Origin of the sequence: Kribbella sp. VKM Ac-2568 (assembly GCF_004345365.1) — a bacterium.
GTDB classification, from domain to species: domain Bacteria; phylum Actinomycetota; class Actinomycetes; order Propionibacteriales; family Kribbellaceae; genus Kribbella; species Kribbella orskensis.
The window spans coordinates 199,443-223,927 of record NZ_SLVF01000010.1 but is presented as its reverse complement, the minus strand read 5'-3'; the positions used below and the strand labels follow the sequence as shown (position 1 = coordinate 223,927).

At 67.4% G+C, this 24,485-nt stretch carries 19 protein-coding genes, 7 tRNA genes and 1 riboswitch; of the genes, 18 read left to right on the top strand and 8 right to left on the bottom strand.

Translation table 11 applies throughout. The annotated features are described in order from the left end of the window. Window positions 1-85 precede the first annotated feature (85 nt). Window positions 86-1,687 carry a LuxR family transcriptional regulator gene (locus tag EV648_RS28435; RefSeq protein ID WP_132298164.1) on the bottom strand — a complete coding sequence of 534 codons (1,602 nt, stop codon included), beginning with the start codon at window positions 1,685-1,687 and terminating at the stop codon, window positions 86-88. Between the two features lie 159 nt (window positions 1,688-1,846). On the opposite strand from EV648_RS28435, the gene EV648_RS28430 reads away from it, so the two are divergent. From EV648_RS28430 to EV648_RS45305, 5 genes are all read left to right on the top strand, one after another. Then, window positions 1,847-3,334 carry a glycosyltransferase family 39 protein gene (locus EV648_RS28430; protein WP_132298162.1) on the top strand — a complete coding sequence of 496 codons (1,488 nt, stop codon included), beginning with the start codon at window positions 1,847-1,849 and terminating at the stop codon, window positions 3,332-3,334. Between the two features lie 384 nt (window positions 3,335-3,718). Next, window positions 3,719-6,088, top strand: coding sequence for an arylsulfatase (locus tag EV648_RS28425; RefSeq protein WP_132298160.1), 2,370 nt, complete (start codon window positions 3,719-3,721; stop codon window positions 6,086-6,088). A gap of 81 nt (window positions 6,089-6,169) precedes the next feature. Next, complete coding sequence (locus tag EV648_RS28420) at window positions 6,170-6,607, top strand: DsrE family protein (protein WP_132298158.1); 438 nt, start codon at window positions 6,170-6,172, stop codon at window positions 6,605-6,607. Between the two features lie 204 nt (window positions 6,608-6,811). Then, window positions 6,812-7,219, top strand: a complete 408-nt coding sequence (locus EV648_RS28415) for a tyrosine-type recombinase/integrase (protein WP_158294087.1) — start codon at window positions 6,812-6,814, stop codon at window positions 7,217-7,219. A gap of 175 nt (window positions 7,220-7,394) precedes the next feature. Next, window positions 7,395-7,757, top strand: a complete 363-nt coding sequence (locus EV648_RS45305; protein ID WP_199234884.1) for a tyrosine-type recombinase/integrase — start codon at window positions 7,395-7,397, stop codon at window positions 7,755-7,757. Here the strand turns inward: EV648_RS45305 and EV648_RS28405 are convergent. After that, window positions 7,717-7,788 (bottom strand) — tRNA-Val (locus EV648_RS28405). The two genes, EV648_RS45305 and EV648_RS28405, sit on opposite strands and share 41 nt — an antisense overlap. A gap of 132 nt (window positions 7,789-7,920) precedes the next feature. Between EV648_RS28405 and EV648_RS28400 the strand changes: the two genes are divergently transcribed. Next, window positions 7,921-8,481: a CGNR zinc finger domain-containing protein gene (locus tag EV648_RS28400; RefSeq protein WP_132298154.1), complete on the top strand. Its 561-nt coding sequence runs from the start codon at window positions 7,921-7,923 to the stop codon at window positions 8,479-8,481. 120 nt (window positions 8,482-8,601) lie between these two features. On the opposite strand, the gene EV648_RS28395 is transcribed toward EV648_RS28400, so the two are convergent. Beyond that, on the bottom strand, window positions 8,602-9,420 hold the full coding sequence (locus EV648_RS28395; protein WP_132298152.1) for an aminotransferase class IV: 819 nt from the start codon (window positions 9,418-9,420) through the stop codon (window positions 8,602-8,604). 213 nt (window positions 9,421-9,633) lie between these two features. Here EV648_RS28395 and EV648_RS28390 point away from each other — a divergent pair. The 3 genes from EV648_RS28390 (at window position 9,634) to EV648_RS28380 (ending at window position 9,901) form a co-directional block, all read left to right on the top strand. Then, a tRNA-Gly gene (locus tag EV648_RS28390) sits at window positions 9,634-9,706 on the top strand. Window positions 9,707-9,739: 33 nt separating this feature from the next. After that, window positions 9,740-9,810 (top strand) — tRNA-Cys (locus tag EV648_RS28385). A gap of 19 nt (window positions 9,811-9,829) precedes the next feature. Then, window positions 9,830-9,901: transfer RNA gene (locus EV648_RS28380), tRNA-Val, on the top strand. Between the two features lie 593 nt (window positions 9,902-10,494). Here the strand turns inward: EV648_RS28380 and EV648_RS28375 are convergent. Further along, entirely contained in the window at window positions 10,495-10,950 is a 456-nt protein-coding gene (locus tag EV648_RS28375) for a pyridoxamine 5'-phosphate oxidase family protein (RefSeq protein WP_132298150.1), read from the bottom strand. A 117-nt stretch (window positions 10,951-11,067) separates the two neighbouring features. Here EV648_RS28375 and EV648_RS28370 point away from each other — a divergent pair, with 117 nt between their 5' ends. From EV648_RS28370 to EV648_RS28350, 5 genes are all read left to right on the top strand, one after another. Further along, the gene (locus EV648_RS28370; protein WP_132298148.1) at window positions 11,068-11,937 is read left to right on the top strand and encodes a sigma-70 family RNA polymerase sigma factor; all 870 of its coding nucleotides are present in this window, start codon (window positions 11,068-11,070) and stop codon (window positions 11,935-11,937) included. 276 nt (window positions 11,938-12,213) lie between these two features. Further along, window positions 12,214-12,286: transfer RNA gene (locus tag EV648_RS28365), tRNA-Gly, on the top strand. A gap of 29 nt (window positions 12,287-12,315) precedes the next feature. Further along, window positions 12,316-12,386 (top strand) — tRNA-Cys (locus EV648_RS28360). A 19-nt stretch (window positions 12,387-12,405) separates the two neighbouring features. Continuing rightward, window positions 12,406-12,477 (top strand) — tRNA-Val (locus EV648_RS28355). Window positions 12,478-12,947: 470 nt separating this feature from the next. Next, window positions 12,948-13,472 (top strand): GNAT family N-acetyltransferase, encoded by a 525-nt coding sequence (locus EV648_RS28350; RefSeq protein ID WP_199234868.1) that lies wholly within the window; start codon window positions 12,948-12,950, stop codon window positions 13,470-13,472. Here the strand turns inward: EV648_RS28350 and EV648_RS28345 are convergent. The 3 genes from EV648_RS28345 to EV648_RS28335 form a co-directional block, all read right to left on the bottom strand. Then, complete coding sequence (locus tag EV648_RS28345; protein ID WP_132298144.1) at window positions 13,457-14,200, bottom strand: SDR family NAD(P)-dependent oxidoreductase; 744 nt, start codon at window positions 14,198-14,200, stop codon at window positions 13,457-13,459. The two genes, EV648_RS28350 and EV648_RS28345, sit on opposite strands and share 16 nt — an antisense overlap. A gap of 45 nt (window positions 14,201-14,245) precedes the next feature. Further along, a complete protein-coding gene (gene rsgA, locus EV648_RS28340; RefSeq protein WP_132298142.1) occupies window positions 14,246-15,319 on the bottom strand; it encodes a ribosome small subunit-dependent GTPase A in 1,074 nt (357 codons plus the stop codon). Between the two features lie 162 nt (window positions 15,320-15,481). Continuing rightward, entirely contained in the window at window positions 15,482-16,795 is a 1,314-nt protein-coding gene (locus tag EV648_RS28335) for a YihY/virulence factor BrkB family protein (RefSeq protein WP_132298140.1), read from the bottom strand. A gap of 18 nt (window positions 16,796-16,813) precedes the next feature. On the opposite strand from EV648_RS28335, the gene EV648_RS28330 reads away from it, so the two are divergent. Together EV648_RS28330 and EV648_RS28325 are read left to right on the top strand one after the other, a co-directional pair. Continuing rightward, entirely contained in the window at window positions 16,814-18,439 is a 1,626-nt protein-coding gene (locus tag EV648_RS28330; protein ID WP_132298138.1) for an acyl-CoA dehydrogenase family protein, read from the top strand. 86 nt (window positions 18,440-18,525) lie between these two features. After that, a riboswitch (ZMP/ZTP riboswitch) is annotated at window positions 18,526-18,603 on the top strand. Window positions 18,604-18,646: 43 nt separating this feature from the next. Further along, window positions 18,647-20,095 carry a glycine hydroxymethyltransferase gene (locus tag EV648_RS28325; protein WP_132298136.1) on the top strand — a complete coding sequence of 483 codons (1,449 nt, stop codon included), beginning with the start codon at window positions 18,647-18,649 and terminating at the stop codon, window positions 20,093-20,095. Window positions 20,096-20,147: 52 nt separating this feature from the next. On the opposite strand, the gene EV648_RS28320 is transcribed toward EV648_RS28325, so the two are convergent. Beyond that, entirely contained in the window at window positions 20,148-21,716 is a 1,569-nt protein-coding gene (locus tag EV648_RS28320) for an MFS transporter (RefSeq protein ID WP_132298134.1), read from the bottom strand. A gap of 63 nt (window positions 21,717-21,779) precedes the next feature. Between EV648_RS28320 and EV648_RS28315 the strand changes: the two genes are divergently transcribed. Next, a complete protein-coding gene (locus EV648_RS28315; RefSeq protein WP_132298132.1) occupies window positions 21,780-22,253 on the top strand; it encodes a GbsR/MarR family transcriptional regulator in 474 nt (157 codons plus the stop codon). Window positions 22,254-22,771: 518 nt separating this feature from the next. Beyond that, the gene (locus EV648_RS28310; RefSeq protein ID WP_132298130.1) at window positions 22,772-24,457 is read left to right on the top strand and encodes a nitrite/sulfite reductase; all 1,686 of its coding nucleotides are present in this window, start codon (window positions 22,772-22,774) and stop codon (window positions 24,455-24,457) included. Window positions 24,458-24,485: the final 28 nt, after the last annotated feature.

Sequence of the window (24,485 nt, the reverse complement as noted above, 5' to 3'; positions counted from 1 at the left end):
ACCGTAGGAGCGAACCGCCACCTGCCGCGTCGACCGAACTACCCAAATTCGCTCTGGCGGACATGGGTAATCCTGCCCACCGCGGTCAGACCAGGTCGTGCTCGTACGCGTACGCCGTCGCCGCGGCCCGCGAGGTGAGGTCGAGCTTGGCGAAGATGTTGCTGACGTGCCGGGCGACGGTCTTCTCGCTGATCACCAGTTTGGCGGCGATCGCGCGGTTGGTGGCACCGGTCGCGAGCAGCCCCAGTACTTCGATCTCCCGCGCGCTCAGCCCGTAATGACCGGGATCAACGGCCGGCAGGCCCGACGGATCCGCACCTAGCTGCTGGAAGATCTCCCGGGCCGCGTCCAGCTCGAGCTCCGAGCCTTCGTCGTCACCGAGCTCGCGGCAGGCCAGCGCGAGGAGGACCCGGACCCGAGCCGCGTTGTACGGTGCGTCGAGTTGTTGCCAGCCCGTCAAGGCCGTCCGCAGATGGGTGAGCGCTTCCCGACCGTTGCCTTCAGCAAGGAGAACCGCGCCGGCGCACTGCGCGGAGACGGCGTGCAGGAACGGCTTGTCCACCACAGCGGCGATCCCCGCGAACTCGTCGGCGAATACGCGTCCGGCTGCGGCGTCACCACCGGCCAGCAGAATCTCCACGGCCGCGGGAAGCAACCGCGCCCGCTCCAACTGGTCCGCTGCCTCGTCGATCGCTCGCCTGATCCCCGTCGCCGCCGCATCCTGTCGTCCTTGGGCGAGCCGGAGCAGAGCCAGTCCGGGATGTGGTTGCCGACCACACTTGTTCGCCAGGCGGTAGAGATCCTCGGCCTCGGTCCACTCGCCCCGGAGGCGGTGCAACTCGGCGAGCACGTAGTGCGCCATACCGACGGCGTCCTGACCGGGCGGATCCGACAGCCGCTCCGAAGCACGCTGCGCCTGCTCGATCGCATCGGCCCAGGCACCGTGGAACTGCAGCAACTCGGCGCGATGCACGAGGCACTGCCCGCGGTACGGGACCACGTCCGGTCGCAGCTCGCACCACTGGCTGAGCGCAGCCGTCCACTCCTGCGCCCGCTGGATGTCGAAGGCCTCCTGACAAGCCCAGATCACCGCGCAGTACGCGAGCCCCGCGATGACCGGAGCCACTTCGTCAGCTGTGACCGCGACCATCACCTCGTCCAGCAGCGCGATCGCCCTGCTGGGCTCGCCGAGCATCCAGCTGGCCTGTGCCTGACCAAGCGTCGCCAGGGCGACCAAGGTGGGATCCTCGAACCGCTGCCCGACCTGCGCCGCTTCCAGCGACATGCTGTACCCCGCGGCCGGGTCGCCCAGCCCCATCGACTGCTGCGCTGTGGCGGCGAGCACGTACCCGCCCTCGACGCAGTCCAGGCCGTCCACCAGCCGTTGAGCCCGTGCCAGCCACCCGCCGCCGCGAGCATGCTCTCCGGCGTTGAACAGCTGGAATCCGAGCCACAACGCACACCTGGCGGCCAGCGCGGAATCACCCGCCTCCAGCGACGCGCCGTACGCCCGGGTCCAAGCATCGAGGCTCTCCGCCTCCCGCCCGAGCAGGTGCGCCGCAGAGCCCAGTCGCTCCAGGTCCTCGGCCTTGAGCGGACTGCTGCGGTCGGCGGCCGACAGCGCGAGGAAGCAGTCCGTCCACTCCTGCCGAATGAACGACTCGCGACCCACTGCGACCTGATCCATGACCCCTCTCAGTATCCGCACCAACTTGTCCCCAGTGAAACGCTCTTCGCCGGGTATTGGCTAGTTCCGTGAAACGCTCTCAGCCCGGTGCTGGCTGGTTCCGGACGAGTCGCGGGCAAAAGCTGTCCGAGGACCCTGTGGTACTGCCAGCATTCGCGCATGAGTCTGACTCGCCCGGCGGTCCCCGCGTTCGCTGCTGCTCCTGTGGCTGCCGTGGCTGTTGCCCTCGCCGCTGTGCTCACCGCCCTCTCCGGTCGCTACGGGTTCCATCGGGACGAGTTGTACTTCCTCGTCGCCGGCGACCACCTGGCCTGGGGGTACGTCGACCAACCGCCGCTGACTCCCCTGCTGGCCAGGATCTCGACGGAGATCTTCGGCAGTACTCCGATGGGCCTGCGGGTGATCTCCACGATCACCGGCGCCGCCACCGTCGTGGTGGTCGCCCTGATCGCCCGGGAATTCGGCAGCGAGCGGCGCGCGCAGATCCTGGCCGCGATCTGTGCCGCGGTGTCGGGGTTCGTGCTGGGGGTCGGGCACATGGCGTCGACCGCGACCTACGACCTGCTCGCCTGGATGGTCATCAGCCTGTTCGCGATCAAGCTTCTCCGCACCGGCGACGGCCGCTGGTGGATCGCCCTCGGCCTGGCGACCGGCATCGCCTTGCAGAACAAGTACCTCGTCGTACTGCCACTCGCCGCGCTCCTGATCGCAGTACTGATCCTGGGGCCTCGGTCCGTACTGCGGAGCTGGTGGCTGGCCGCGGGCGTTCTGGTGGCCGCGGCGATCGCCGCCCCGAACCTGTGGTGGCAGGCCGCGCACGACTGGCCTCAGCTCACCGTCGCCGGTGGGATCAGCGAGGACGACGGCACCGAGAACCGGATCATGTTCATCCCCCTGCAGATCCTGCAGTTGTCACCGTTTCTGGTGCCCGTCTGGATCGCCGGTTTCCTCCGCCTCTGGCGCACCCCGGCCCTGCGGTGGGCCAAACCCGTCGCCCTGACGTACCCGGTGCTCTGCGTCCTGGTACTGGCCCTGGGCGGCAAGTCGTACTACGCCCTGCCGGTGCTGCTGGTACTCGTCGCAGCGGGCTGCCAGCCCACGGTCGACTGGGTGACGACTACCGGCCGACGTACCTTGCTCGCCGTCGGGCTTGTCCTCACCGCCCTCACCTCGGCGCTCTTCACCTTGCCGGTGCTCCCCGCATCGGCCGTCAACTTCGTCCTCCCCGTCAACCAGGAGCAAGGCGAACAGATCGGCTGGCCCGAACTCGTCGACGACGTCGCCCAGGCCTGGCAGCAGATCCCCGAGGACCAGCGATCCCGCGCAGTCATCTTCGCCGGCAACTACGGCGAAGCAGGTGCCCTGGTGAAGTACGGCGCCGCTCACGGCCTCCCGGCCCCCGCCTCCGGCCACATGAGCTTCTACGACTGGTCCCGCCCCGCCGACACCCAGACCGGCCCGGTGCTTCTGGTCGAACTCGAACGCAACCCCGGCTACGAGAACAACTTCAACGATTGCAACCAGGTAGGCACCGTCGACAACCGTAAGGGAGTCGACAACGAGGAACAGGGCACGTCCCTGGTCCTCTGCGCCTCCCCCAAATCCCCCTGGTCCCAACTCTGGCCCAACCTCCGCCAGTTCTACTGATCTCAGCCCTACCTACGATCGAGACCATGCTGCCGATACATATGACGCTGTGGGATGACGGTGACGGGTCGGCTGCCCCCACCAACAACGCCCCGACCAGGTGAACCCCCTCCTCCTGACCCTGTGGAGCCAGCCACCCAACGACCCCGACCACGCTCAGTAGCCCCCGCCCGACCCAGCTGATCCGTAGGTCCAGGCCTGCCTACAGGAGAGCGGGGGGCTCACCCACTCGGGATGACGACGTGGCCGATCGAGGCTGGAACTGTTGGCCGCGTGTGAGGGTGCAGCTGGCCTGGTCGAACCATTTCGGGTACCCGGGTCGAGATCACGGGGCTGCCGTTCGGCGCACACATCGGTTTGTCTCGGATCGGGAGGGGTCAGCGGATGAGCGACATAGTCACCTACAGCGATGGGCAGCCGTTTCCGGGTGTGATCGGGCGGACGGCGGATGAGTCGAGCCCCGCCTGGCCGACGCCGCCGCGGGCAACCGAGGGGGCACCCAACGTGTTGATGTTCGTGCTCGACGACGTCGGGTTCGGGCAGTTGTCGAGTTTCGGCGGTCTGGTCGAGACTCCTGTCCTGGACCGGTTCGCCGACAACGGGCTCCGCTACACCAACATGCACACGACGGCCCTGTGCTCGCCCTCGCGCGGTGCCATCCTGACCGGGCGGAACCACCATTCCCTGGGGCTGGCCACGATCGCGGAGACGTCCACCGGTTATCCGGGCTACAACGCCATCCTGCCGTTCGACAAGGGCATGTTGAGCGAGATGCTCCTGCCGCACGGGTACAACACGTTCCTGGTCGGCAAGTGGCACTTGTCGCCGCCGGAGCACGAAACGCCGGCTGGGCCCTACGAGCGTTGGCCGCTCGGCCGAGGGTTCGAGCGCTTCTACGGCTTCCTGGGCGGCGACACGAACCAGTGGTACCCCGAGCTCGTGTACGACAACCACTCGATCGAGCAGCCCGCCCAACCGGAGGACGGCTACCACCTGAGCGCCGACCTGGCCGACAGGGCGATCGAGTTCATCCAGGACGCCCACGTCAACGCGCCGGACAAGCCGTTCTACCTGCACTACTGCACCGGAGCCGGCCACGCGCCGCACCACGTCTCCAAGGAGTGGGCCGACAAGTACAAGGGCAAGTTCGACGGCGGCTGGGACGAGTACCGCCGGGTGGTCCATGAGCGCCAGCTGGCCATGGGCATCCTCCCGGCCGGGACCGAGTTGTCCGCGCACGACCCCGACGTTCCCGAGTGGGAGACGCTTTCGGAGGATTCCCGGAAGGTGTTCGCGCGGATGATGGAGGTGTACGCCGGGTTCCTGAGCTACACCGATCACGAGTTCGGCCGGGTCGTCAGTTTCCTGGAGGAGATCGGCGAACTCGACAACACCTTGTTCCTGCTCATCTCCGACAACGGCGCGAGCTCGGAGGGCGGACCGGTCGGATCGCTCAACGAGATGATGTTCTTCAACAACGTTCCGGAGTCGATGGAGGAGAACCTGCGGCGAATCGACGAGCTGGGCGGCCCTAACGTCTTCAACCACTACGCCTGGGGATGGACCAACGCCGGCAACACGCCGTTCCGGCGCTGGAAGCGGGAGACGTACCGGGGCGGCACCACCGACCCGTGCATCATCTCGTGGCCCGACAAGATCACCGCCCGCGGTGAGATCCGCACCCAGTACGGGCACATCATCGACCTGGTGCCGACCGTGCTCGACGCCCTCGGGATCACGCCGCCGGCCACGATTCGCGGCGTCACGCAGGCACCGATCGAAGGCGTGAGCTTCGCCCACACGTTCAACGAGGCCGAGGCCCCGACCCGGCACCACACGCAGTACTACGAGATGTTCGGTCACCGGTCCATCTACCACGACGGCTGGCGAGCGGTCTGTCCCTGGCCCGGCCCGAGCTTTACCGAGGCCGCTCAGAAGGGACGCCAATACGGCAGCCCGATCGACGCAAAGGTGCTCGCCGACATCGAGGCAAACAGCTGGGAGCTGTACGACCTCACCACCGACTACTCGGAGACCAGGAACGTGGCGGCCGACCACCGCGACAAGGTGGTCGAGATGATCGGTCGCTGGTGGGCCGAGGCGGGCAAGTACAACGTGATGCCGATCGATGGCTCGATGCTGCAACGGATCAACGTCGAACGTCCCACCATCGCCAAGCCACGTGACCGCTTCGTGTACTACCCCGGCGGGTCGCCGACGCCGTTCTCCGCAGCGCCCAAGGTCTACAACCGGCCCTTCACCATCACGGCCGACGTGCAGATCCCCGAGACTGGCGCCGAGGGCGTCCTCGTCGCCCACGGTGGCCGGGTAGGTGGCTACTCCCTCTTCGTGAAGGACAACCGGCTGCACTTCGTCTACAACTTCCTCGGCCGCGACTTCTTCACTATCAGCTCGGACGAGGACGTGCACGCCGGCGAAGCATCCCTGCGCTACGAGTTCGAACCCACCGGGAAACCCGACTTCACGGTCGGAAAGGGCGTACCCGCGATCGGCCAGCTGTACATCAACGACAAGCTCGTCGGAGCGGTCGACATGCCGCACACGGTCCCGAACATCTTCAGCTCCGAGGGCCTAACCTGCGGTCACGACGGCGGCAGCCGCGTCGCCCCGGACTTCTACCACGATGACTTCGCCTTCACCGGCACCCTCAAGCGGGTGACGATCGACCTCTCCGGCGAAGACCTCATCCCCGACAACGAGACCGACCTGAAGGTCGCCATGGCCCGTCAGTAGGCGGACGAAGGTTGAAACAGCGAGAGCGGGGGACTCGGCCGGTGCCGGGTGGCTTTCTTCGCCCCCTCGGAAGGAAATGAAATGAAAGCTGCAGCGAAGCCATTGCACATTGATGTGCCTGTCGAACTGTCTGATGTCAGAGTCGTTTACAGCATCGGGGCGTTGGCTTTCGAGGGCGACCTGCCCGCGTCGCTCTTCCACCTCGGACTTACCCGCGACGATGTCGCCGAATGGCAGGCCACATCGGACGTCATTGCCGTCTTCCATACCAACGCCGGTCACGCCACTCTGCACGACGACGCATACAACGCCGAGCGTGGCATCGCCTCGGGTAACCCCTACAAGGACCTGCTCGCCAATCTCATGGGGAGCGGCGTGAAAGTCGAACTTTGCGGTGCCACCGCGAAGGCACACGGCTGGGGAAACGAGGACCTGCTCCCGGACATCGTCGTCGACAGGAACGCCATGGCCAGGACGACACAGCTAGTCCAGGAAGGTTTCGTAAAGATGACAGAGTAACCATTTCTCAGCGCAGATCATCGCCAGGTGTGCGGCCGAATGGCTCGACTCGCACAACGTCGAGCTCACCACCAGGGCACGAGACCTCTCCCTGCTGCGCACGCATTTCCTGCCTCGGTGGGCTAACGCTCCGCTGGCCGCTATCGATCATTCGTCAGTGCAGAAGTGGTTACACAGCTCTCCGCACACCAATCCCCCGCGACTGTGACCGAATGCCACCGGCTGTTCGGCGCCGAACTGAAGGCAGCCATTCGGGACGGGCTGATCGCGATCAATGCGGCGGCTGGGGTCAGGCTGCCGAAGAAGCGACAGCAAGCAGGCGACCGGCAGACCATCAGCCGGGAGGCCTTCACAGAGCAACCCTACCCGCCAATCCCCCGTCATCGGCGTTTGGTCGCACTGGCTGGCGGAACGGGGCTTCGCTGGGGAGAGTGCATCGGACTCCGTTGGGAATCGATCGACCTCAGTGCCGGCACTTTGCGAGTAGAGCGCGTTGCCATTGAAGTCAGCGGGCATGTGACGTCGAAGCATTACCCGAAGTCGCGTGCCGGGCGCCGCGTCGTTCCGCTGCCGTCCATGGTGAGTGACCCTGCTGAAGCGTCATCGGGATGAGTACGGCACCGGCCCGGCCGGTGAGGTCTTCATTAACGAAGCCGGGACACCGCTCCGAAAGACGTTGTTCAGGGCGCGCATCTGGCGGCCAGCTCTTGTTCGGGCTGAGTTGCTCGGCGCGGTCACCGAGGAGGGTGAGAAGTTCCGGGCGACCTGGCCGACGCCGACCGGCGACATGTCCGAGGTGTTCTCGACCGCTGTTCAGGCAGTCAAGGCAATCGCGAGACACGGCGAGGGCGGGCTCAGGTTCCACGACCTCCGCCACTCATACGCCTCGTGGCTGATCACCTCGGGTGTGCCGGCTCCCGACGTACAGCGGGTGATGGCACACGAGCGCCCGACAACCACGCTGGCGATCTACACCCACGTCCAAGGAGGCTCCCAGGAGAGGGTCTTGGACGCTCTCGCTGACTTTCGCTGCCTGACGAGGGCTGAAATGACGAGAGCGGGGACTCGGCTGGTGCCGGGTTCCCGCTCTGACCTGCTGCTTCCTGCTGTGGGCGATACTGGGTTCGAACCAGTGACCTCTTCGGTGTGAACGAAGCGCGCTACCACTGCGCCAATCGCCCGGATCTGTTGTTCTCGATGTTGCACTGTGTTGCCGTGCGGGTGAAACCATAGCGCATTGATCCGCGACGTACGAATCGGGCCGGGCTACTCTGTCTGCAAGACGGAGACCCCGTCGCGTTGGAGACATCACTGTGACTTTCTCGCACGACACCGAGCACGCGCTCGCCACGCTGGTCCGACTCGTCAACACCCTGCCCGGACCCAGTAGCCAGGTCGACACCATGGAGACGCTCGAGGACCTGGAGAAATTCGTCCACGAGCGGGAGTTCAGCGCGGTCGGGAACCTGACGGACACCGATCTGCAGGACGTCCGCGACCTGCGGCCGCTGTTCGCCCCGGTCTTCACCACCGACTCCGACGCCGACGCCGCCGCGATGATCAACGCGATCGTCGCCCGCGGGACCACCACGCCACGGCTCACCAACCACGACGGGCACCCGTGGCACATCCACTACTCCCGGGACGGCGCCTCGCTGACCTGCCGGATCACCGTCGAGTGCGGGATCGCGCTCGCCCAGGTGATCTCGGCCGGTGAGCGCGAGCGCCTGCGCCGCTGCGAGGCACCGGACTGCGACGACGCGCTGATCGACCTGTCGCGCAACCGGTCCAAGCGGTACTGCGACGCCCGGACCTGCGGCAACCGCTTGCACGTCGCCGCCTACCGCGAACGCCGCAAGTCCGCCGGCGAGTAGCCGACCAGGTACGCCGAGCGCCCCCACCGCTCGGCGTACTGCTCCCGTACTACGTGCCGCGGGGTGATCTCGTACTGCGCTCTGCCGCGTGGGGTGCTCGTGGTGCGGTCGCTTCGGTGGTTACGGGTCGAGGTCTTCGGCGGAGCGTGCCGCGAAGACCTTGGCGACGGCTGCGGTGACTTCGCCCGGGGCGGCCAGGTCGCGGTCGTCGGCCCGGTGGATGGCCTGGACGTCGCGGGTGGTGGACGTAAGGAAGATCTCATCCGCCTCGGCCAAGCGGCTCAGCGGCACATCACGCTCGACCGCGCCGAACCAGGCGATGACCAGATTCCGGGTGACTCCGGCGAGGGCGCCCGACTCGAGGGTCGGGGTGACCAGTTCGCCGTCGAAGACGCAGAAGACGTTCGAGCCGGTCCCCTCGCAGAGGTTGCCGACGGTGTTTGCGAAGATCGCCTCGCTCCCGCCGCGCGCCTTGGCATACGCGAGCGCGCGGACGTTCTCGGCGTACGAGGTCGTCTTCAGACCGGCGACGGCGCTTCGCTCGTTGCGGACCCACGGGACCGTCACGATCGCCGAGCTCGATGCGGGCTTCTCGATCGCCTGGGACGCGACGATCAGCGTCGGCCCGACCGTGCCGCGATCGGAGGACAGCGGTGAGACCCCGCCGGTGTACGTGATCCGCAGCCGGCCGAACGCGATGTCCGGGTCCGCCTTTACAACAGTGGCGATCGCGTCACGCACCTGCGCCAGGTCCGGCGCCGGCAGTCCCAGCCCGGTCGCCGAGACGACCAGCCGGTCGAGGTGCTTGCTCACCGCGAACGGTTGCCCGTCCACGATCTTCAGCGTCTCGAAGACCCCGTCACCGGTGGTCAGCCCGTGGTCCAGCGGCGAGATGGCAGCCGACTCGTCCCGCAGGGCGCCGTTCAGCCAGATGATCATCAGTACTCCTTCCAACCGGGAGACACCCTATGCCGCCACCCCGCAGATCCGTCGCCGCAGGCCCACCTCGCTCCCCGGAGGCCCTGTGGCGCAGGCGTTGTGTGACCGGCCGATGACCATCGGTGGGCCGGAAGGTGACCCCCGTTTTTGAACTCCAGCGAGGATGGGCTAATGTTCTTCTCGCGCCGAGGGGAACGAAAACCCGGTCGCAACGCGGACGTAGCTCAGTTGGTAGAGCGCAACCTTGCCAAGGTTGAGGTCGCCGGTTCGAACCCGGTCGTCCGCTCGGAGAGGGTTCGGCAGGCCAGCTTTCTCACTTGGTGGAGTGGCCGAGAGGCGAGGCAACGGCCTGCAAAGCCGTGTACACGGGTTCGAATCCCGTCTCCACCTCGAAAACCCTTTTGATCTAGGACGATTGGCGCAGCGGTAGCGCGCTTCCCTGACACGGAAGAGGTCACTGGTTCGATCCCAGTATCGTCCACGAAACCGGTAGGCGGTCTGTGCCCACGAACAGCGTGGGCCTGGCCGCTTTCGTCATTTGTGCGGGGCTTCGCCCGCAGAGCGGGGGCTTCGCCACCCGCACCCCCTTGTCTGTGGCTGGTGCCGCCTCCCGGCTTTCCTCTCTGGCTCATGTTGTCTCCCGGCTCTCCCCTCTGGCTCATGCCGTCTCCCGGCTCTCTCGTCTGGCTGAGGTTGTGACCACGGCCTCTGCTGCGACTGACGCCCCGTGCCCGCACGGTTTCCACTGTGGCTGACCCCGCCCCCCGGTTACGTGCACAAGGTGCGGGCTCGGACAGGAAGTCGGGACCTTGGACACGAAATGGCTTGTCCCCGGTCCCCACAACCTGTCCGAGGTCCCCACAACCCGTACGAGGTCGTGGTCCCAGAACCTGTCCGAGGTCCCCACAACCTGTCCCAGGTGCCCAGCACCTGTCCGAGGTCTCTACCACTGCGCGGGGTCGGGGGCGCCGGCGGGACGAGCGGGTGGCGGGCTCGTCGGTGGCGGGTTGTTGTGGCTGGATGCGGGCGCGGCTTGTGGCTTGCCGGCTGCTTCGCTGGCTGGTGTTTCGGCTGTCAGGTGAGCCAGGTGCTGTTGAGCATCAGGTCTCGGTTGGGGAGTTCGTTGACCTCGCGCCAGGCTTGGATTCGGTCTGGGGTCACGCGGAAGTACAGGTATGGGCTCTTCAGTGCTCTGGGGTCGAAGCCGGTCTTGGTCGCGAAGGTGTCTCCGGTCTCCAGAGTCAGGGCTTCGGGTTTGAGGACTTCGGCGGTGCCGGTGATGAGGACTACGTCTCGGGTCTCGCCGATGGACAGGTGCACCATGGGGTTGGCCTGGAGGTTGCGACTTGTGGGGTTGTTCTTGGCCGTGGAGAGCAGGAGGGTGCCGTTCTCCCAGAGAAACGACAGGGGCATCAAGTACGGCGTACCGTCGGCTGAGGCGGTCGACACCCAGGCGTCGACGTCGGTCTCCAGGCGCTTCAGGGTGTCCTGCCGGCGAGCCTCGAGGCTCCGGGGCGCGGGGTCTGTCACGAGTGCTCTCCTCGGGGTGTGGTCCTGCAGTGTCACATCTGCGGGGTTCGCTCCGTCACCCCCATGACGGACGCCGAACCGAAGGTGTGACCGTCGCCGGATGAAAGAGTGATTGCCATGCGCGAAGACGACTGGCTCGCGGCTCGTTTCGAGGAGAACCGGGACCACCTGCGGGCAGTGGCCTACCGGATGCTCGGATCGCAGCAGGAGGCCGAGGATGCGGTCCAGGAATCGTGGATCCGGCTCAGCCGGTCCGATCCGGCTTCGATCGACAACCTCGGCGGCTGGCTGACCACCGTCGTCGGGCGGATCTGCCTGGACATGCTCCGCCTGCGCCGGTCGCGCCCCGAGCAGGCCGTCGGGGAGCACTCCCCCGTGCTCGCCGACCACGAAGTACCGGACCCCGAGCTCGAAGCGGTCCAGGCGGACTCTGTGGGGCTCGCGCTGCTCGTAGTACTGGAGACGCTCACGCCGGCCGAGCGGCTCGCGTTCGTCCTGCACGACATGTTCGCGATGCCGTTCGACGACATCGCGCCGATCGTCGGGCGCTCCCCCGCGGCCGCGCGGCAGTTGGCGAGCCGGGCTCGCCGGCGCGTGCAGGGAAATCCGGACATTCCCGAGGCCGATTCCAGCAGGCAGCGGGAGATCGTCAGCGCGTTCCTGGCGGCCTCGCGCAGTGGAGATTTCGAGGCATTGCTGGAGGTGCTCGATCCCGAGGTGGTTGTGCGGGCGGACGAGGCGGTTGCAGCCCGGGGTGCGGCATCGCTCGTTCGTGGCGCCGCGGCGGTCGCCGAGCACTTCTCGGGTCGAGCCCAGGCGGCGAGGCTCGCACTGGTCGACGGACTCGCAGGTGCTGTGTGGGCGCATCGCGGCGTACCACAGGTGGTTTTCACGTTCACGATCTCCGAAGGCCGGATCGCCGAGATCGAAATGCTAGGCGACGCCGACTACCTGGAGCAGGCAGAGCTCACGATCCTCGAGAAGTAGCGCGCTGCCGGCCGGATCGATCTAGACACAAGGTGCCGCGATGGTCGGAAAACCCGGGAATCAGAGGCATTCGCATTACTAGATCGCGGATGGTTCGAGCGGGTTCGACACGCAGGTTTGCTGGTGGTGCTGATGTGACGTCTGTGGCACTTTTCCCGCCTGCGGAAGGGTTCGTGCGACACCCCGGATACCGAGTTTTCACAGCCCGGGAAAGTGCGCTACTGTTCTGCTCTCGCACCAAGCAGGCCGGAAGTTCGGACTGCGACTGGCAGCGATGCGGACGTAGCTCAGTTGGTAGAGCGCAACCTTGCCAAGGTTGAGGTCGCCGGTTCGAACCCGGTCGTCCGCTCGGAACAGGTCGGTAGGCTGAGACTCTGTGGTGGAGTGGCCGAGAGGCGAGGCAACGGCCTGCAAAGCCGTGTACACGGGTTCGAATCCCGTCTCCACCTCGAAAACCCTTTTGATCTAGGACGATTGGCGCAGCGGTAGCGCGCTTCCCTGACACGGAAGAGGTCACTGGTTCGATCCCAGTATCGTCCACGAAACCGGTAGGCGGTCTGTGCCCACGAACAGCGTGGGCCTGGCCGCTTTCGTCATTTGTGCGGGGCTTCGCCCCGCGGAGCGGGGGCTTCGCCACCCGCACCCCCTTGTCTGTGGCTGGTGTCGTCGTCCGGCTATCCCCTCTGGCTGATGCCGTCGCCCGGCTTTCCCCTCTGGCTGAGGTTGTGCCCACGGTTCTGCTCTGGCTGATGTCGCGCCCAAGCTTCTGCTTTGGCTGGTGTTGTCGGTCGGCTGGCTGCTCTGGCTGAGGTTGTGCCCCACTGGTCCTGCTTCGGCTGGTGGTTCACTACTGCGGGTTGCTATGGATGAGGCCCTCGGTCGGCTTTCGGCTCTGGGTGGTGTTTGTTGCTTGGGTTGTGCGGCGGCTCGGGTGGTTATTGCGTGGATGGGTGGGGGTGGGGTGGTTGGATCGGGGGATGGGGTCTGTTTGGGTTGGGGAGCGGGTTCGGTTGCGGGGGGTTGAGCCGGAGGACTGGGAGGAGTTCAAGCGGTTCGACCAGGACAGCGAGGTGCAGCGGAACGCGGACATGGTGCATGTGGCTCGGTCGGACGCTGGGTATGTGCAGTGGGCTGAGGAGCAGTCGCTGCGCAAGCCGGAGAACGACGAGTTCCAGTTGGCGATCGAGGCTCTGGACAACGACACGCTCGTGGGGGCGTTGTCGACGAACGGGACGTCGCGGCGCGCTGGGCGGTTCAGTTTCGGGATCGCGATCGGGCGGAACTTCCATCGCCGGGGTTATGCCAGCGACGCGCTGGTGATCCTGCTGCGCTTCATGTTCGCGGAGCGGCGGTACCACAAGGCCGAGGCCGGGATCTACGGCTACAACCAGGCCTCGATCGCGCTGCACGAGAGCCTCGGCTTCACCCACGAGGGCGTACTGCGCGACCACGAGTTCCTCGATGGCGCCTATCAGGACATGGTGCTGATGGGGATCACCGCTGAGGAGTTCTCCCACCGTCACATGCGCAGGTGAGATCCGCCGTTGAAGTCGAGAACCGTGCCGGTGGCGAACTCGGCCTCGGGCGACGCGAGGTAGACAACAGCCGCGGCCACCTCAGCGGGTGATGCCACCCGTTCCAACGGGCTTTCCAGTCGGCGGCGGTCGTACCCCTCACCGGAGAGCGCCTCGGCTGCCATGTCGGTTGTGGTCCAGCCGGGCGCGATCGTCGTCACGGCGATCCCCTCCGGCCCGAGCGCTCGCGCCAGTGACTGGCTGAACGACACCAGGCCCGCCTTGCTCGCGCCGTACGCGGGCTGGTTCGGCTCGCCACGGAACGCGCCGCGCGACGACACGTTGACGATCCGGCCGCCGCGGCTCATGTGGCGGACCGCGCACCAGGTGACGTTGGCCGCGCCGACCAGGTTCACCCCGAGCGTGCCGGCCCACGCCTGCTGCCATTCGTCGTACGACGTCTTGCGGATCGGGTGCGGGTGATAGACCCCCGCGTTGTTCACCAGTACGTCGATGCTGCCGAGCGCCGTGGCGGCACCGTCGACCATCTCGAGGATCGCCGCCGGATCGGCGAGATCGGCCTGCGCCAGCACATGCCCCGCGCCCGGCAGGTCTTCCAGCACGGCTTGGGCATCCGCCTCAGACGCCCCGTAGTGGACGGCGACCCGATCACCGGCGGCGGCAAAGGCCCGAGCCACTGCCGCGCCGATGCCCCGCGAAGCCCCGGTCACCAGCACAGAACGATCCATGCCCCGAGTCTTCCATCCACCACCCGGCGTTGGTCGCGGCAGTCCTCAGTGCCGCGGCTTGAGGTCCCGGCGGTTCTCCTTGGTCTGGCGGGCCCAGTTCTTCCTGGCCTCACTGCGCAGCCGGAGGTCGGAACGCCGGGCCATGTACGCCGCCTCGCGCTGCAGCTTCTGCCAGCTCTCGTACCGGCGTACGGACAGGCTGCCGTCCTCCAGAGCCGCCCGTACTGCGCAGCCGGGCTCCGTGAGGTGCACGCAGTCCTTGAACTTGCACTGCTCGGCCAGACCCGTCACGTCCGGGAATGCCGCGGCCATGCCGTCGCCGGACTCCTGCAGACCGACTCCCCTCAGCCCGGGCGTGTCTATGACCACTCCACCGGCCGGCAGCACGATCAGCTCACGCCGTACCGACGTATGCCGTCCCTTGCCGTCCTCGCGGATCGCTTGCACGTCCAGGAGTTCCACGCCGGCCAGAGCATTCACCAGTGACGACTTGCCCGCCCCACTGGCTCCCAACAGGGCCATGGTGGCGTTGTCGTCCAGGAGCGCCCTCACGGCCTCCAGACCGTCGCCTGTGGTCGCACTGCAGACCAGTACGTCGGCACCGGGCGCTGCCGTCGCCACGTCCTCCGCAAAGGAATCGGCGTCGACGACAAGGTCGGCCTTGGTCAGTACTACGACCGGCCGCGCGCCGCTCTCCCAGGCCAGCGCGAGGAACCGCTCGATCCGGCCGATGTTCGGCTCCGGTACGAGTCCGACGACGATCGCGATCACGTCCATGTTGGACGCGAGCACCTGGCCCTGCGAGGTGCCGCCGACATCAGCCCGGACGATCGCCGTACGGCGTGGTGCCACGGCCTCGACGGTGATCCGCTCGTCCGGCCAGTCGCGCAGCAGGACCCAGTCCCCGGTGCACGGGGTCGCCTGCGAATCGGCGGCGATCGCCGCGAGGACTCCCCCGGACCAGGTGGCCCGGACCGGACCGTCCTCGGTGAGAACCGTGGACATCCCCTTGTCCACGCGGACCACGCGCCCCGGCACCAGCTCGGCCGAACCGGGAAGCGAGTTCAGGTAGTCGGTCGTGACGGTGTCGAGACCGAGGGCTTGCAGTTGTGCTGACATCTTGCGGCGAACCTTTCGGGAGGTCCGGCCGCGGGATCAGGTCAGCGGACGGACAGTGCTGGAGATGACGGCCGGATCGGCCTGTTGCGCATACATGGCGGCATCATCTCCTTCCATTTGGTGCCGTCCCGCGGGCTGCTGGGACGGTCTGTCGCGACGCGATCAGCGTAGGTCGTCAGGCTTGGCGGGCGCACTGGGTTTTCCGACCGACGCCGGCTTCCGCTCCGCCTTCCCATCGGCCTTCCCGTCGGCCTTGCCGTCGCCCTCCGCCCCGACCACCGGTACTACGGGCGCCGGCGCGGAAGGAGGCGGCGCGGAGGGAGGCGGCGCGGAGGGAGGCGGCGCGGAGGGAGGCGGCACGAGTGCAGGCGGTACAAGTGGAGCGGGTGTATCCGGCGCCTCCGGAGCAGGTCCTTCCGGAGCGGAGCCCGGGGGGTCTTGCTCTATCGGCGCGGCAAGGGCCTCCACTGCCTCGGCCATCTTGATCTCGGGACGCTGCTGGGCCGGGGTGACCAGGTCCCCGTGCTGCAGCTCCGTCTCCGCCTTCATCGTGGGCTCGGGCGCCTCCTCGCGATGATCCTTCCGCGACTTGTGCGGCCACAGCCGGTCCACCACGGCGTTCAGCGCGGCCCCGATCAGCACTGCGATCGCCGTCATGTAGAGCCACATCAGCACCGCGATCGGCGCCGCCAGCGGCCCGTAGATCGAGGTCCCGCCGACGGTGCTCTGCAGGATCCACCGCAGCACGAAGCTGCCGAGGATCCAGATCGACAGCGCGAGGAAGGACCCCGGTAGGTCGGACACCCACGGCGTCCGGACCGGCACCGAGAGGTGGTACAGGGTGTTCAGGAAGCCCGCCGACAGGATCGTCACGACGGGCCAGTAGAGCTGGTTCAGGAAGTCGACCCGCTGCGGCAGCAAGGCGTTCACCGCGTCCGGACCGGCCAGCACCAGCGGAAGCACGATGACGCCGATCACCAGCGCGGCGCAGTACAGGCTGAAGGACAGGGCGCGGGTGCCGATGATGCCGCGCTTGCCGCCCATCCCGTACATGATCGTGATGGTGTCCACGAAGACGTTGAGCGCGCGACTGCCGGACCACAGGGCCAGCACGAAACCGATCGAGATCACGTCCGGGCGACCACCGTCGAGCACCTGGTCCAGGGTCGGCACGATCACGTTCTTGACCGAGTCGTCGGTCAGCGCCCGGGCCGCCAGGTCGGCGATCTGGATCTTGATGTCCTCGATCGTCTCGACCTCGAAGTACCGGCTGGCGATGAAACCGATACTGCCGGCCAGCCCGAAGATCAGCGGCGGCAGCGAGAGGATCGCGAAGAACGCCGCCTCCGCGGCCAGTCCGGTGACCCGGTAGCGCAAACAGGTGCCGACGGTCTGGGTGATCAGCTTCCAGACCGTCCCGGGGATTCGACGGGCCCATGCCAGTGAGACGGAGGTCTCGGACCCAGAGCGTGCCATACCGCTTACCGTACTGACATGGCGGACCCTTTCGCGGTAACGAACCAGGCTCCCCCACTCCAAGGGGTGAACTTCTTCACGCGGGACCGGGCACTCGGTGACGCTCTGCGTCCGTTTGCCGCTCTCGACGACGATCCCGGCCTGACCGCGATCGGAGATCTCGCGGGAACACAGGAAGCGCTCTCGCACGCGCTCCCGGCCAATCAGAACCCACCCGTACTGCGGACCCACGACCGCTACGGCAACCGCATCGACGAGGTCGAGTTCCACCCGTCGTGGCACTGGCTGATGGAGAAGGCCGTCGGCTTCGGGCTCCAGGCGGCCCCTTGGACCAGCGATCGCCCAGCACCCCACCTGACCCGCGCCGCGGGCTTCTACCTCTGGTCCCAGGTCGAGCCCGGTCACGGCTGCCCGATCTCCATGACATACGCCGCGGTCCCAGCGCTCAGGGCGTCCGAAGAACTCGCGGCCGAATGGATCCCCAGCCTCGCCGCCACCTCGTACGACGCTCGCCGGCTGCGCGCGGGCGACAAGGCCGGGGCGCTCGCGGGCATGGGCATGACCGAGAAGCAGGGCGGCTCGGACGTCCGCGCCAACCTCACCACCGCGACGCCTTCCGGCAGCGACGGCGAATATCTGCTGAACGGGCACAAGTGGTTCTGCTCGGCCCCGCAGGTCGACGTGTTCCTCGTGCTCGCCCAGGCGCCGGACGGGCTGACCTGCTTCGTCGTACCGCGCGTCCTTGCTGACGGCAACCGGAACGCGTTCGCCCTGCAGCGGTTGAAGGAGAAGCTCGGCAATCGCTCCAACGCCTCCAGCGAGGTCGAGTTCCACGGCACGATCGGCTACCGGCTCGGGGACGAGGGCGCAGGCGTGCGGACCATCATCGAGATGGTGGCGGCAACCCGGCTCGACTGCGTGCTCGGGTCGTCCGCGTTGATGCGCCGCGCACTGGTCGAGGCGACCTGGCACACGTCCTACCGGAGCGCCTTCGGCGGACTGCTGCGGGACAAGCCGGCGATGCAGAACGTGCTGGCCGATCTCGCCCTCGAGAGCGAGGCGGCAACCGCTCTCTCGATGCGCCTCGCCGCCGCGGTGGACGCCTCGCTGGCAGGTGACGAGCAGGCAGCGGCGTTCCGCCGGATCGCCTTGCCGCTGGCGAAGTTCTGGGTCTGCAAGCGCACCTCGATGACCGTGGCCGAGGCTCTGGAGTGCCTGGGCGGCAACGGATACGTCGAGGAGTCCGGCCTCCCCTTGCTGTTCCGCGAGTCCCCGCTGAACTCGATCTGGGAAGGCTCCGGCACGGTCAACGCCCTCGACGTACTCCGCGCGCTCCGGCGCCCGGAGTCCCTGGACGCCTGGCTGACCGAGGTCGGAGCCGCCCGGGGTGCCGACCACCGGCTGGACGCGGCGATCACCGGAGTACTGGAGTCGTTGGCCGACCTCAGTGATGCGGAGGCCGGGGCGCGGCGGCTCGCGGCCCGGATGGCTGTCTGTCTGCAGGCCTCGTTGCTCGTCCGCTACTCCACGCCCGAGGTCGCGGACGCGTTCGTGGCATCCCGCCTGGGCGACGACTGGGGCGGGGTGTTCGGCACGTTACCGCGCACAACTCCCTTCACTTCCATCGTCGATCGCATCCTGTAACCGCTTGCACGCGTCGGGCTGCCCGACAGGACTCCGAACCCTCGGACGCGTCACCGGACCCGGCCGGCGGACACGCTAGGGTGAACAACGTCGCGACTGGCGCGTGAGGTGGACAACCACCGGGGAGCGAGAAGACGTCGGCACCGTGCGCCTGGGTGCCACGACCCTGTAACAGGAAAACCCTGTGCGACCTCAGGAGAGACAACGATGACTCAACCCTTCGACGCCGCCGCCGCATCGGCCGCGTACCGCAACGCGCTCGAGGTGATCGGCGCGGTGGAACCCACCATCGCCGGCGCGATCAAGGCCGAGTTGGCCGACCAGCGTTCCTCGCTGAAGCTGATCGCGAGTGAGAACTACGCGTCCCCCGCCACCTTGCTGACGATGGGCAACTGGCTGTCGGACAAGTACGCCGAGGGCACCATCGGGCACCGCTTCTACGCCGGCTGCCAGAACATCGACACCGTCGAGCAGGCCGCGGCGGATCACGCGAAGGCGCTCTTCGACGCGCCGCACGCCTACGTCCAGCCGCACTCCGGCATCGACGCCAACCTGGTCGCGTTCTGGGCGATCCTGGCCCAGCGGATCGAGTCCCCGGCGCTCGCCGAGGCCGGCGCGAAGCACGTCAACGACCTGTCCGACGAGGACTGGACCAAGCTCCGCAAGGCGCTCGGCGACCAGAAGATGCTCGGCATGTCGCTGGACGCCGGCGGTCACCTGACGCACGGTTTCCGGCCGAACATCTCCGGCAAAATGTTCCACCAGAGCTCGTACGGCACCAACCCGGAGACCGGTCTGCTGGACTACGACCAGGTCGCCGAGCAGGCCCGCGCGTTCAAGCCGCTGATCCTGATCGCCGGCTACTCCGCCTACCCGCGCAAGATCGACTTCGCCAAGATGCGGGAGATCGCGGACGAGGTCGGCGCCACGCTGATGGTCGACATGGCGCACTTCGCGGGGCTCGTCGCGGGCAAGGTCTTCACCGGCAACTTCGACCCGGTCCCCTACGCCCACGTCACCACGACCACCACGCACAAGTCGCTCCGCGGCCCGCGCGGCGGCATGGTGCTGTGCCAGCCGGAGTACGCCGACGCCGTCGACCGCGGGTGCCCGATGGTGCTCGGTGGCCCGCTCGGCCAGGTGATGGCAGCGAAGGCGGTCGCTCTGGCCGAGGCGCGCCAGCCGTCCTTCCAGACCTACGCGCAGAACGTCGCGGACAACGCGGTGACTCTGGCGGAGGGCCTGATGAAGCGTGGCGTCAAGCTCGTCACCGATGGCACCGAGAACCACCTCGTGCTGCTGGACGTCTCGTCGTACGGCATCACCGGCCGGCAGGCCGAGTCGGCGCTGCTGGACGCGGGCATCGTCACCAACCGGAACGCGATCCCCCGCGACCCGAACGGCGCCTGGTACACCTCGGGCGTCCGGATCGGCACCCCGGCGCTGACCACCCGCGGCTTCGGCGCCGACGAGTTCGACCGCGTTGCCGAGCTGATGGTCGAGGTGCTCTCCAGCGTCACCCCGACGACGACGTCGGCCGGCGCCGCGTCGAAGGCAAAGTACGTCCTCGCCGACGGTGTCGCCGACAAGGTCCACGCCGCCTCCGCCGAGATGCTCGACAAACACCCGCTGTACCCGGGTCTCGACTTGAACTGATCGCACGCGAAGCGCCCGCCCCCACGAGTCGTGGGAGCGGGCGCTTCGTCGTTCAGCGGTCCTGCGGGATCCCCATCAGGGCCTCCTCTGAAGCCTTCGCGGCCCGCTTCGGCATCAGTACCGCGGCCAGCGCGGCGCCGACGACCGCGATCCCGGCGGACACCCACATCGTGGTGTTCAGGCTGGTCAGGAACGCGTCCCGGACCGAGTCGAGCAGATCCGCCGAGCCGGTCTTATCCGCGACCGCAAGGCCGCCGCCGACGCCCTTGTCGACCGCGTCCGCGGCCTGCGCCGGCAACCCCTCCGTGTCGACGTTGCTGCGGTAGACCGAGTTCAGCACGGTCCCCAGTACTGCGACCCCGACCGTGCCGCCGACCTGGCGGAACGTCTGGAGCAGCGCGGAGCCTGACCCGGCGCGATCCGGGTCGAGCACTCCCAGGCCCGCGTTCATTGCCTGCGGCATCGAGCAGCCGAGGCCGAAGCCGACCACCACGAACCAGATCGCGGTGTAGCCGTAGCCGGTGTCCAGGTCGGTGAACGCGCCGAGGGCGAACCCGATCGCCATCACGACGAACCCGATCGTCACGACGAATCTGGTTCCTGCCCTCGCCTCGACCGGATCGGCCAGCTTCGCGCCGAGCGTCATCCCGCCGATGAACGGCAGCAACTTCAACCCGGTGAGCAACGCGTCGGACCCGTCGATGCCCTGGAAGTACTGCGGCATGGTGAACAGCAGGCCGAAGATCGCGAACACCGCGACGGTGAGCAGCAGGGCGCTGCCGGTGAACACCCGCTCGCTGAACAGCCTGAGCTCGATCAGCGGTTCACCGGTCGGCCGGCTCGTGAGGATCCGCTGCCAGACCAGGAAGGCGGCGAGCAGCACGACCGCCAGGGCCAGGAAGGTGAGGGTGGTGCTATCCGTCCAGGATCTCTCGCCTGCCTTCGTCACGCCGTACACGAGAGAGGCCAGACCAGCGCTGGAGAGCGCGATCCCGGGCCAGTCGATGCTCGGGCGGCTGGCGCTGCGGGACTCCGGGACCAGCAGGCTGACAGCGACCGCCGCGATGAGCGCAATCGGCACGTTGAGGTAGAAGATCCACTGCCAGCCGGCGTGGTCGAGCAGCAGGCCGCCGACGATCGGGCCCAGCGGCATACCGATGCTGTTGGCAACGACGAAGAAGCCGATCGCCTTCTTGCGCTCCTCCGGCGTCCGGAACAGCACGGTGATCAGGGAGAGCGCGACCGGGACGATCATCGCCGCGCCGATGCCGAGCGCGGCGCGGGAGGCGATCAGCGTGCCGGCCGAGTCGGACAGCGCACACGCCAGCGACGCGGCCCCGAACAGGGTGAGCGCGATCGCGATGATCTTGCGCCGCCCGTAGCGGTCGCCAAGCATGCCCGCGGGCAGCAGCAGGGCCGCGAGTACGAGGTTGTAGGAGTTGGCCATCCACTGCAGCTGGCTGGTGGAGGCGTCGAGGTCGGCGGCCAGGGTGGGCAGAGCGACGTTCAGCACGGTGGTGTCCAGGCCGAGCACGAGCACAGCCAGGCAGAGCGCGGACAGGACGCCGAAGCGACGAGCGCCGGTCAGCGTCGGCGCTTCGGCAACGGATGAGAAGGTCATGAAATTCAAACTATCAGAACTCTGTGATAGTTGCGATAGATCTGATTCCTGTAGTGTTCTGTCATGTCACCGGATCCGTCCCCTGCCGAGATCAGCCAGTTCGTCGAACGCTTCGCCGGCGTCCTCGCGAACAGCGGCGTCCCGTCGATGTCAGCCCGCGTGATGGGCCGGATGCTCGTCAGCCCCACCGGCACGATGACCGCCGCGGAGCTCGCCGAATCCCTCCAGATCAGCCAGCCCGCCGTCTCCGGCGCCGTCCGCCAACTCCTCCAGGTCTCCTTCATCACCCGCGAACGCCTGCCCGGCTCCCGCAAGGACCACTACCGCATCCGCGAAGACGTCTTCGCCGCCATCCTCGAACGCCGCAACGACGCCCTCGGCGAATGGGAATCCAGCACCCGCTCCGGCGCCGATCTCTTCGGTCCCGAAACCCCTGTAGGCCACCGCCTCGCCGAAGCCGCCGACTTCTTCGCATTCATCCGAGAAGACCTCAACCAAATGATCAAAAACTGGCGAACCGACCACCCGGCCAGGTAACCCCCACGCAGCCCCTGCGTCGCCACTCGGGGAGAACGAGGTGGTCGCCGCAGCAGATGCCGCACGCGGCGGCTATCCGCAGCCGAGGTAGCTGAGACAAGGGGCTCGCTCAGGACTCGGGGAACGCCTGTACCGAGCGACAGGACGTGGTCGTTCGGGATGCCCGAATGAGCGCGAATCAATCTGCAGCAGACTGCTGGACATAGCCACATCATGAGATCACGTCTCACGATGTAGGAATGGGAGTTGATTTGTCGGCCGATCGCGCTGAGTCTTATCACCATGCTCGCTGCCCGCTCGACACATCTCGTAGGTCGGATTCACGTCGACCTCGGTCGCATGCGCAGCGCCATCTGTTGTCCTTCGATGTTCTGACAGCCACCCCGCCGGGCCGCACGACGGCCCCTTGATCACCTGATCACCGCTGGGTGCGCACCGCGCAGACCAGATCGAATCGACGACGCTTCGAGCTCGCCTCACGCGGACGCACCTGTCTCGAGGACAAGGACACGCCCCCGATGACTGGCGTCACCTCCGTTCCCCGCAAGCCCGCCCGCCCCCGCAAGGGCAAGGGTGAAGGGCAGTGGGCGCTCGGCTACCGCGAGCCGCTCAACAAGAACGAAGAGAACAAGAAGAACGACGACGGCCTGAACGTCCGGGCCCGGATCGAGAACGTCTATGCCCACCGGGGGTTCGACTCGATCGACCCAGCCGACCTGCGCGGCCGGTTCCGCTGGTGGGGGCTCTACACCCAGCGCAAGCCCGGCATCGACGGCGGCAAGACCGCGACGCTGGAGCCGGAGGAGCTGGACGACAGGTACTTCATGCTCCGGGTCCGGATCGAGGGGGGCCAGCTGAGCGCCGAGCAACTGCGGGTGATCGCCGAGGTGTCCAGCACCTACGCGCGCGACACCGCGGACATCACCGACCGGCAGAACATCCAGCTGCACTGGATCCGGGTGGAGGACGTGCCTGCGATCTGGCAGAAGCTGGAGGCCGTCGGGCTCTACACCACCGAGGCCTGTGGCGACGTACCGCGCGTCATCATCTCCAGCCCGGTGGCCGGGATCGCCGCGGACGAGATCATCGACCCGACGCCGGCCATCGACGACATCGTCGAGAAGTACATCGGCAGCAACGAGTTCTCCAACCTGCCGCGGAAGTTCAAGACCGCGATGACCGGCCACCCGTCCCACGACGTGGTGCCGGAGGTGAACGACATCAGCTTCGTCGGGGTGGTCCACCCCGAGCACGGTCCCGGGTTCGACCTCTGGGTCGGCGGCGGGTTGTCCACCACGCCGATGCTGGCCCAGCGCGTCGGCGCCTGGATCCCGCTCGACGAGGTGCACCTGGCCTGGAAGGGCGTCGTCAGCATCTTCCGGGACTACGGGTACCGCCGCCTCCGGAACCGCGCCCGGCTGAAGTACCTGGTGGCCGACTGGGGCATCGAGAAGTTCCGCCAGGTGCTGGAGGACGAGTACCTGAAGCGCAAGCTGATCGACGGACCCGCGCCCGAGATCCCCGCCGTACAGGGCGACCACGTCGGCGTCCACAAGCAGAAGGACGGCCGGTACTACGTGGGCGTGGCTCCCGTCGTCGGCCGGGTGGCCGGCAGCACGCTGGCGAAGGTGGCCGACGTGGTCGCCGCGCACGGCTCGGACCGGATCCGGACCACCGCGCAACAGAAGCTGATCGTGCTCGACGTCGAGGAGTCCCGGGTCGAGTCGCTGGTCCAGCAGCTCAACGACCTCGGTTTCCAGGCACGGCCGTCGGCCTGGCGGCGCAACACGATGGCCTGCACCGGCATCGAGTTCTGCAAGCTGGCGATCGTCGAGACGAAGGCCCGCGCGGCCCAGCTGATCGACGAGCTCGAGCAGCGCATCCCCGAGCTCGACGTGCCGATCACCGTCAACGTCAACGGCTGCCCGAACTCCTGCGCCCGGATCCAGGTCGCGGACATCGGCCTGAAGGGTCAGCTGGTCCTCGATGCCGACGGCAACCAGGTACCGGGGTACCAGGTCCACCTCGGTGGCGGGCTCGGCCTGGACGCCGGCTTCGGCCGCAAACTGCGCGGCCACAAGGTCACCTCCGACGGGCTGGCCGACTACGTCGAGCGCGTCACCCAGAACTACCTGAAAGAGCGGTCCGAGGGCGAGCGGTTCGCCCAGTGGGTCGTCCGTGCCGAGGAAGGAGCACTTCAGTGAGCGAGCGCGCTGCACCGTTGTACTGCCC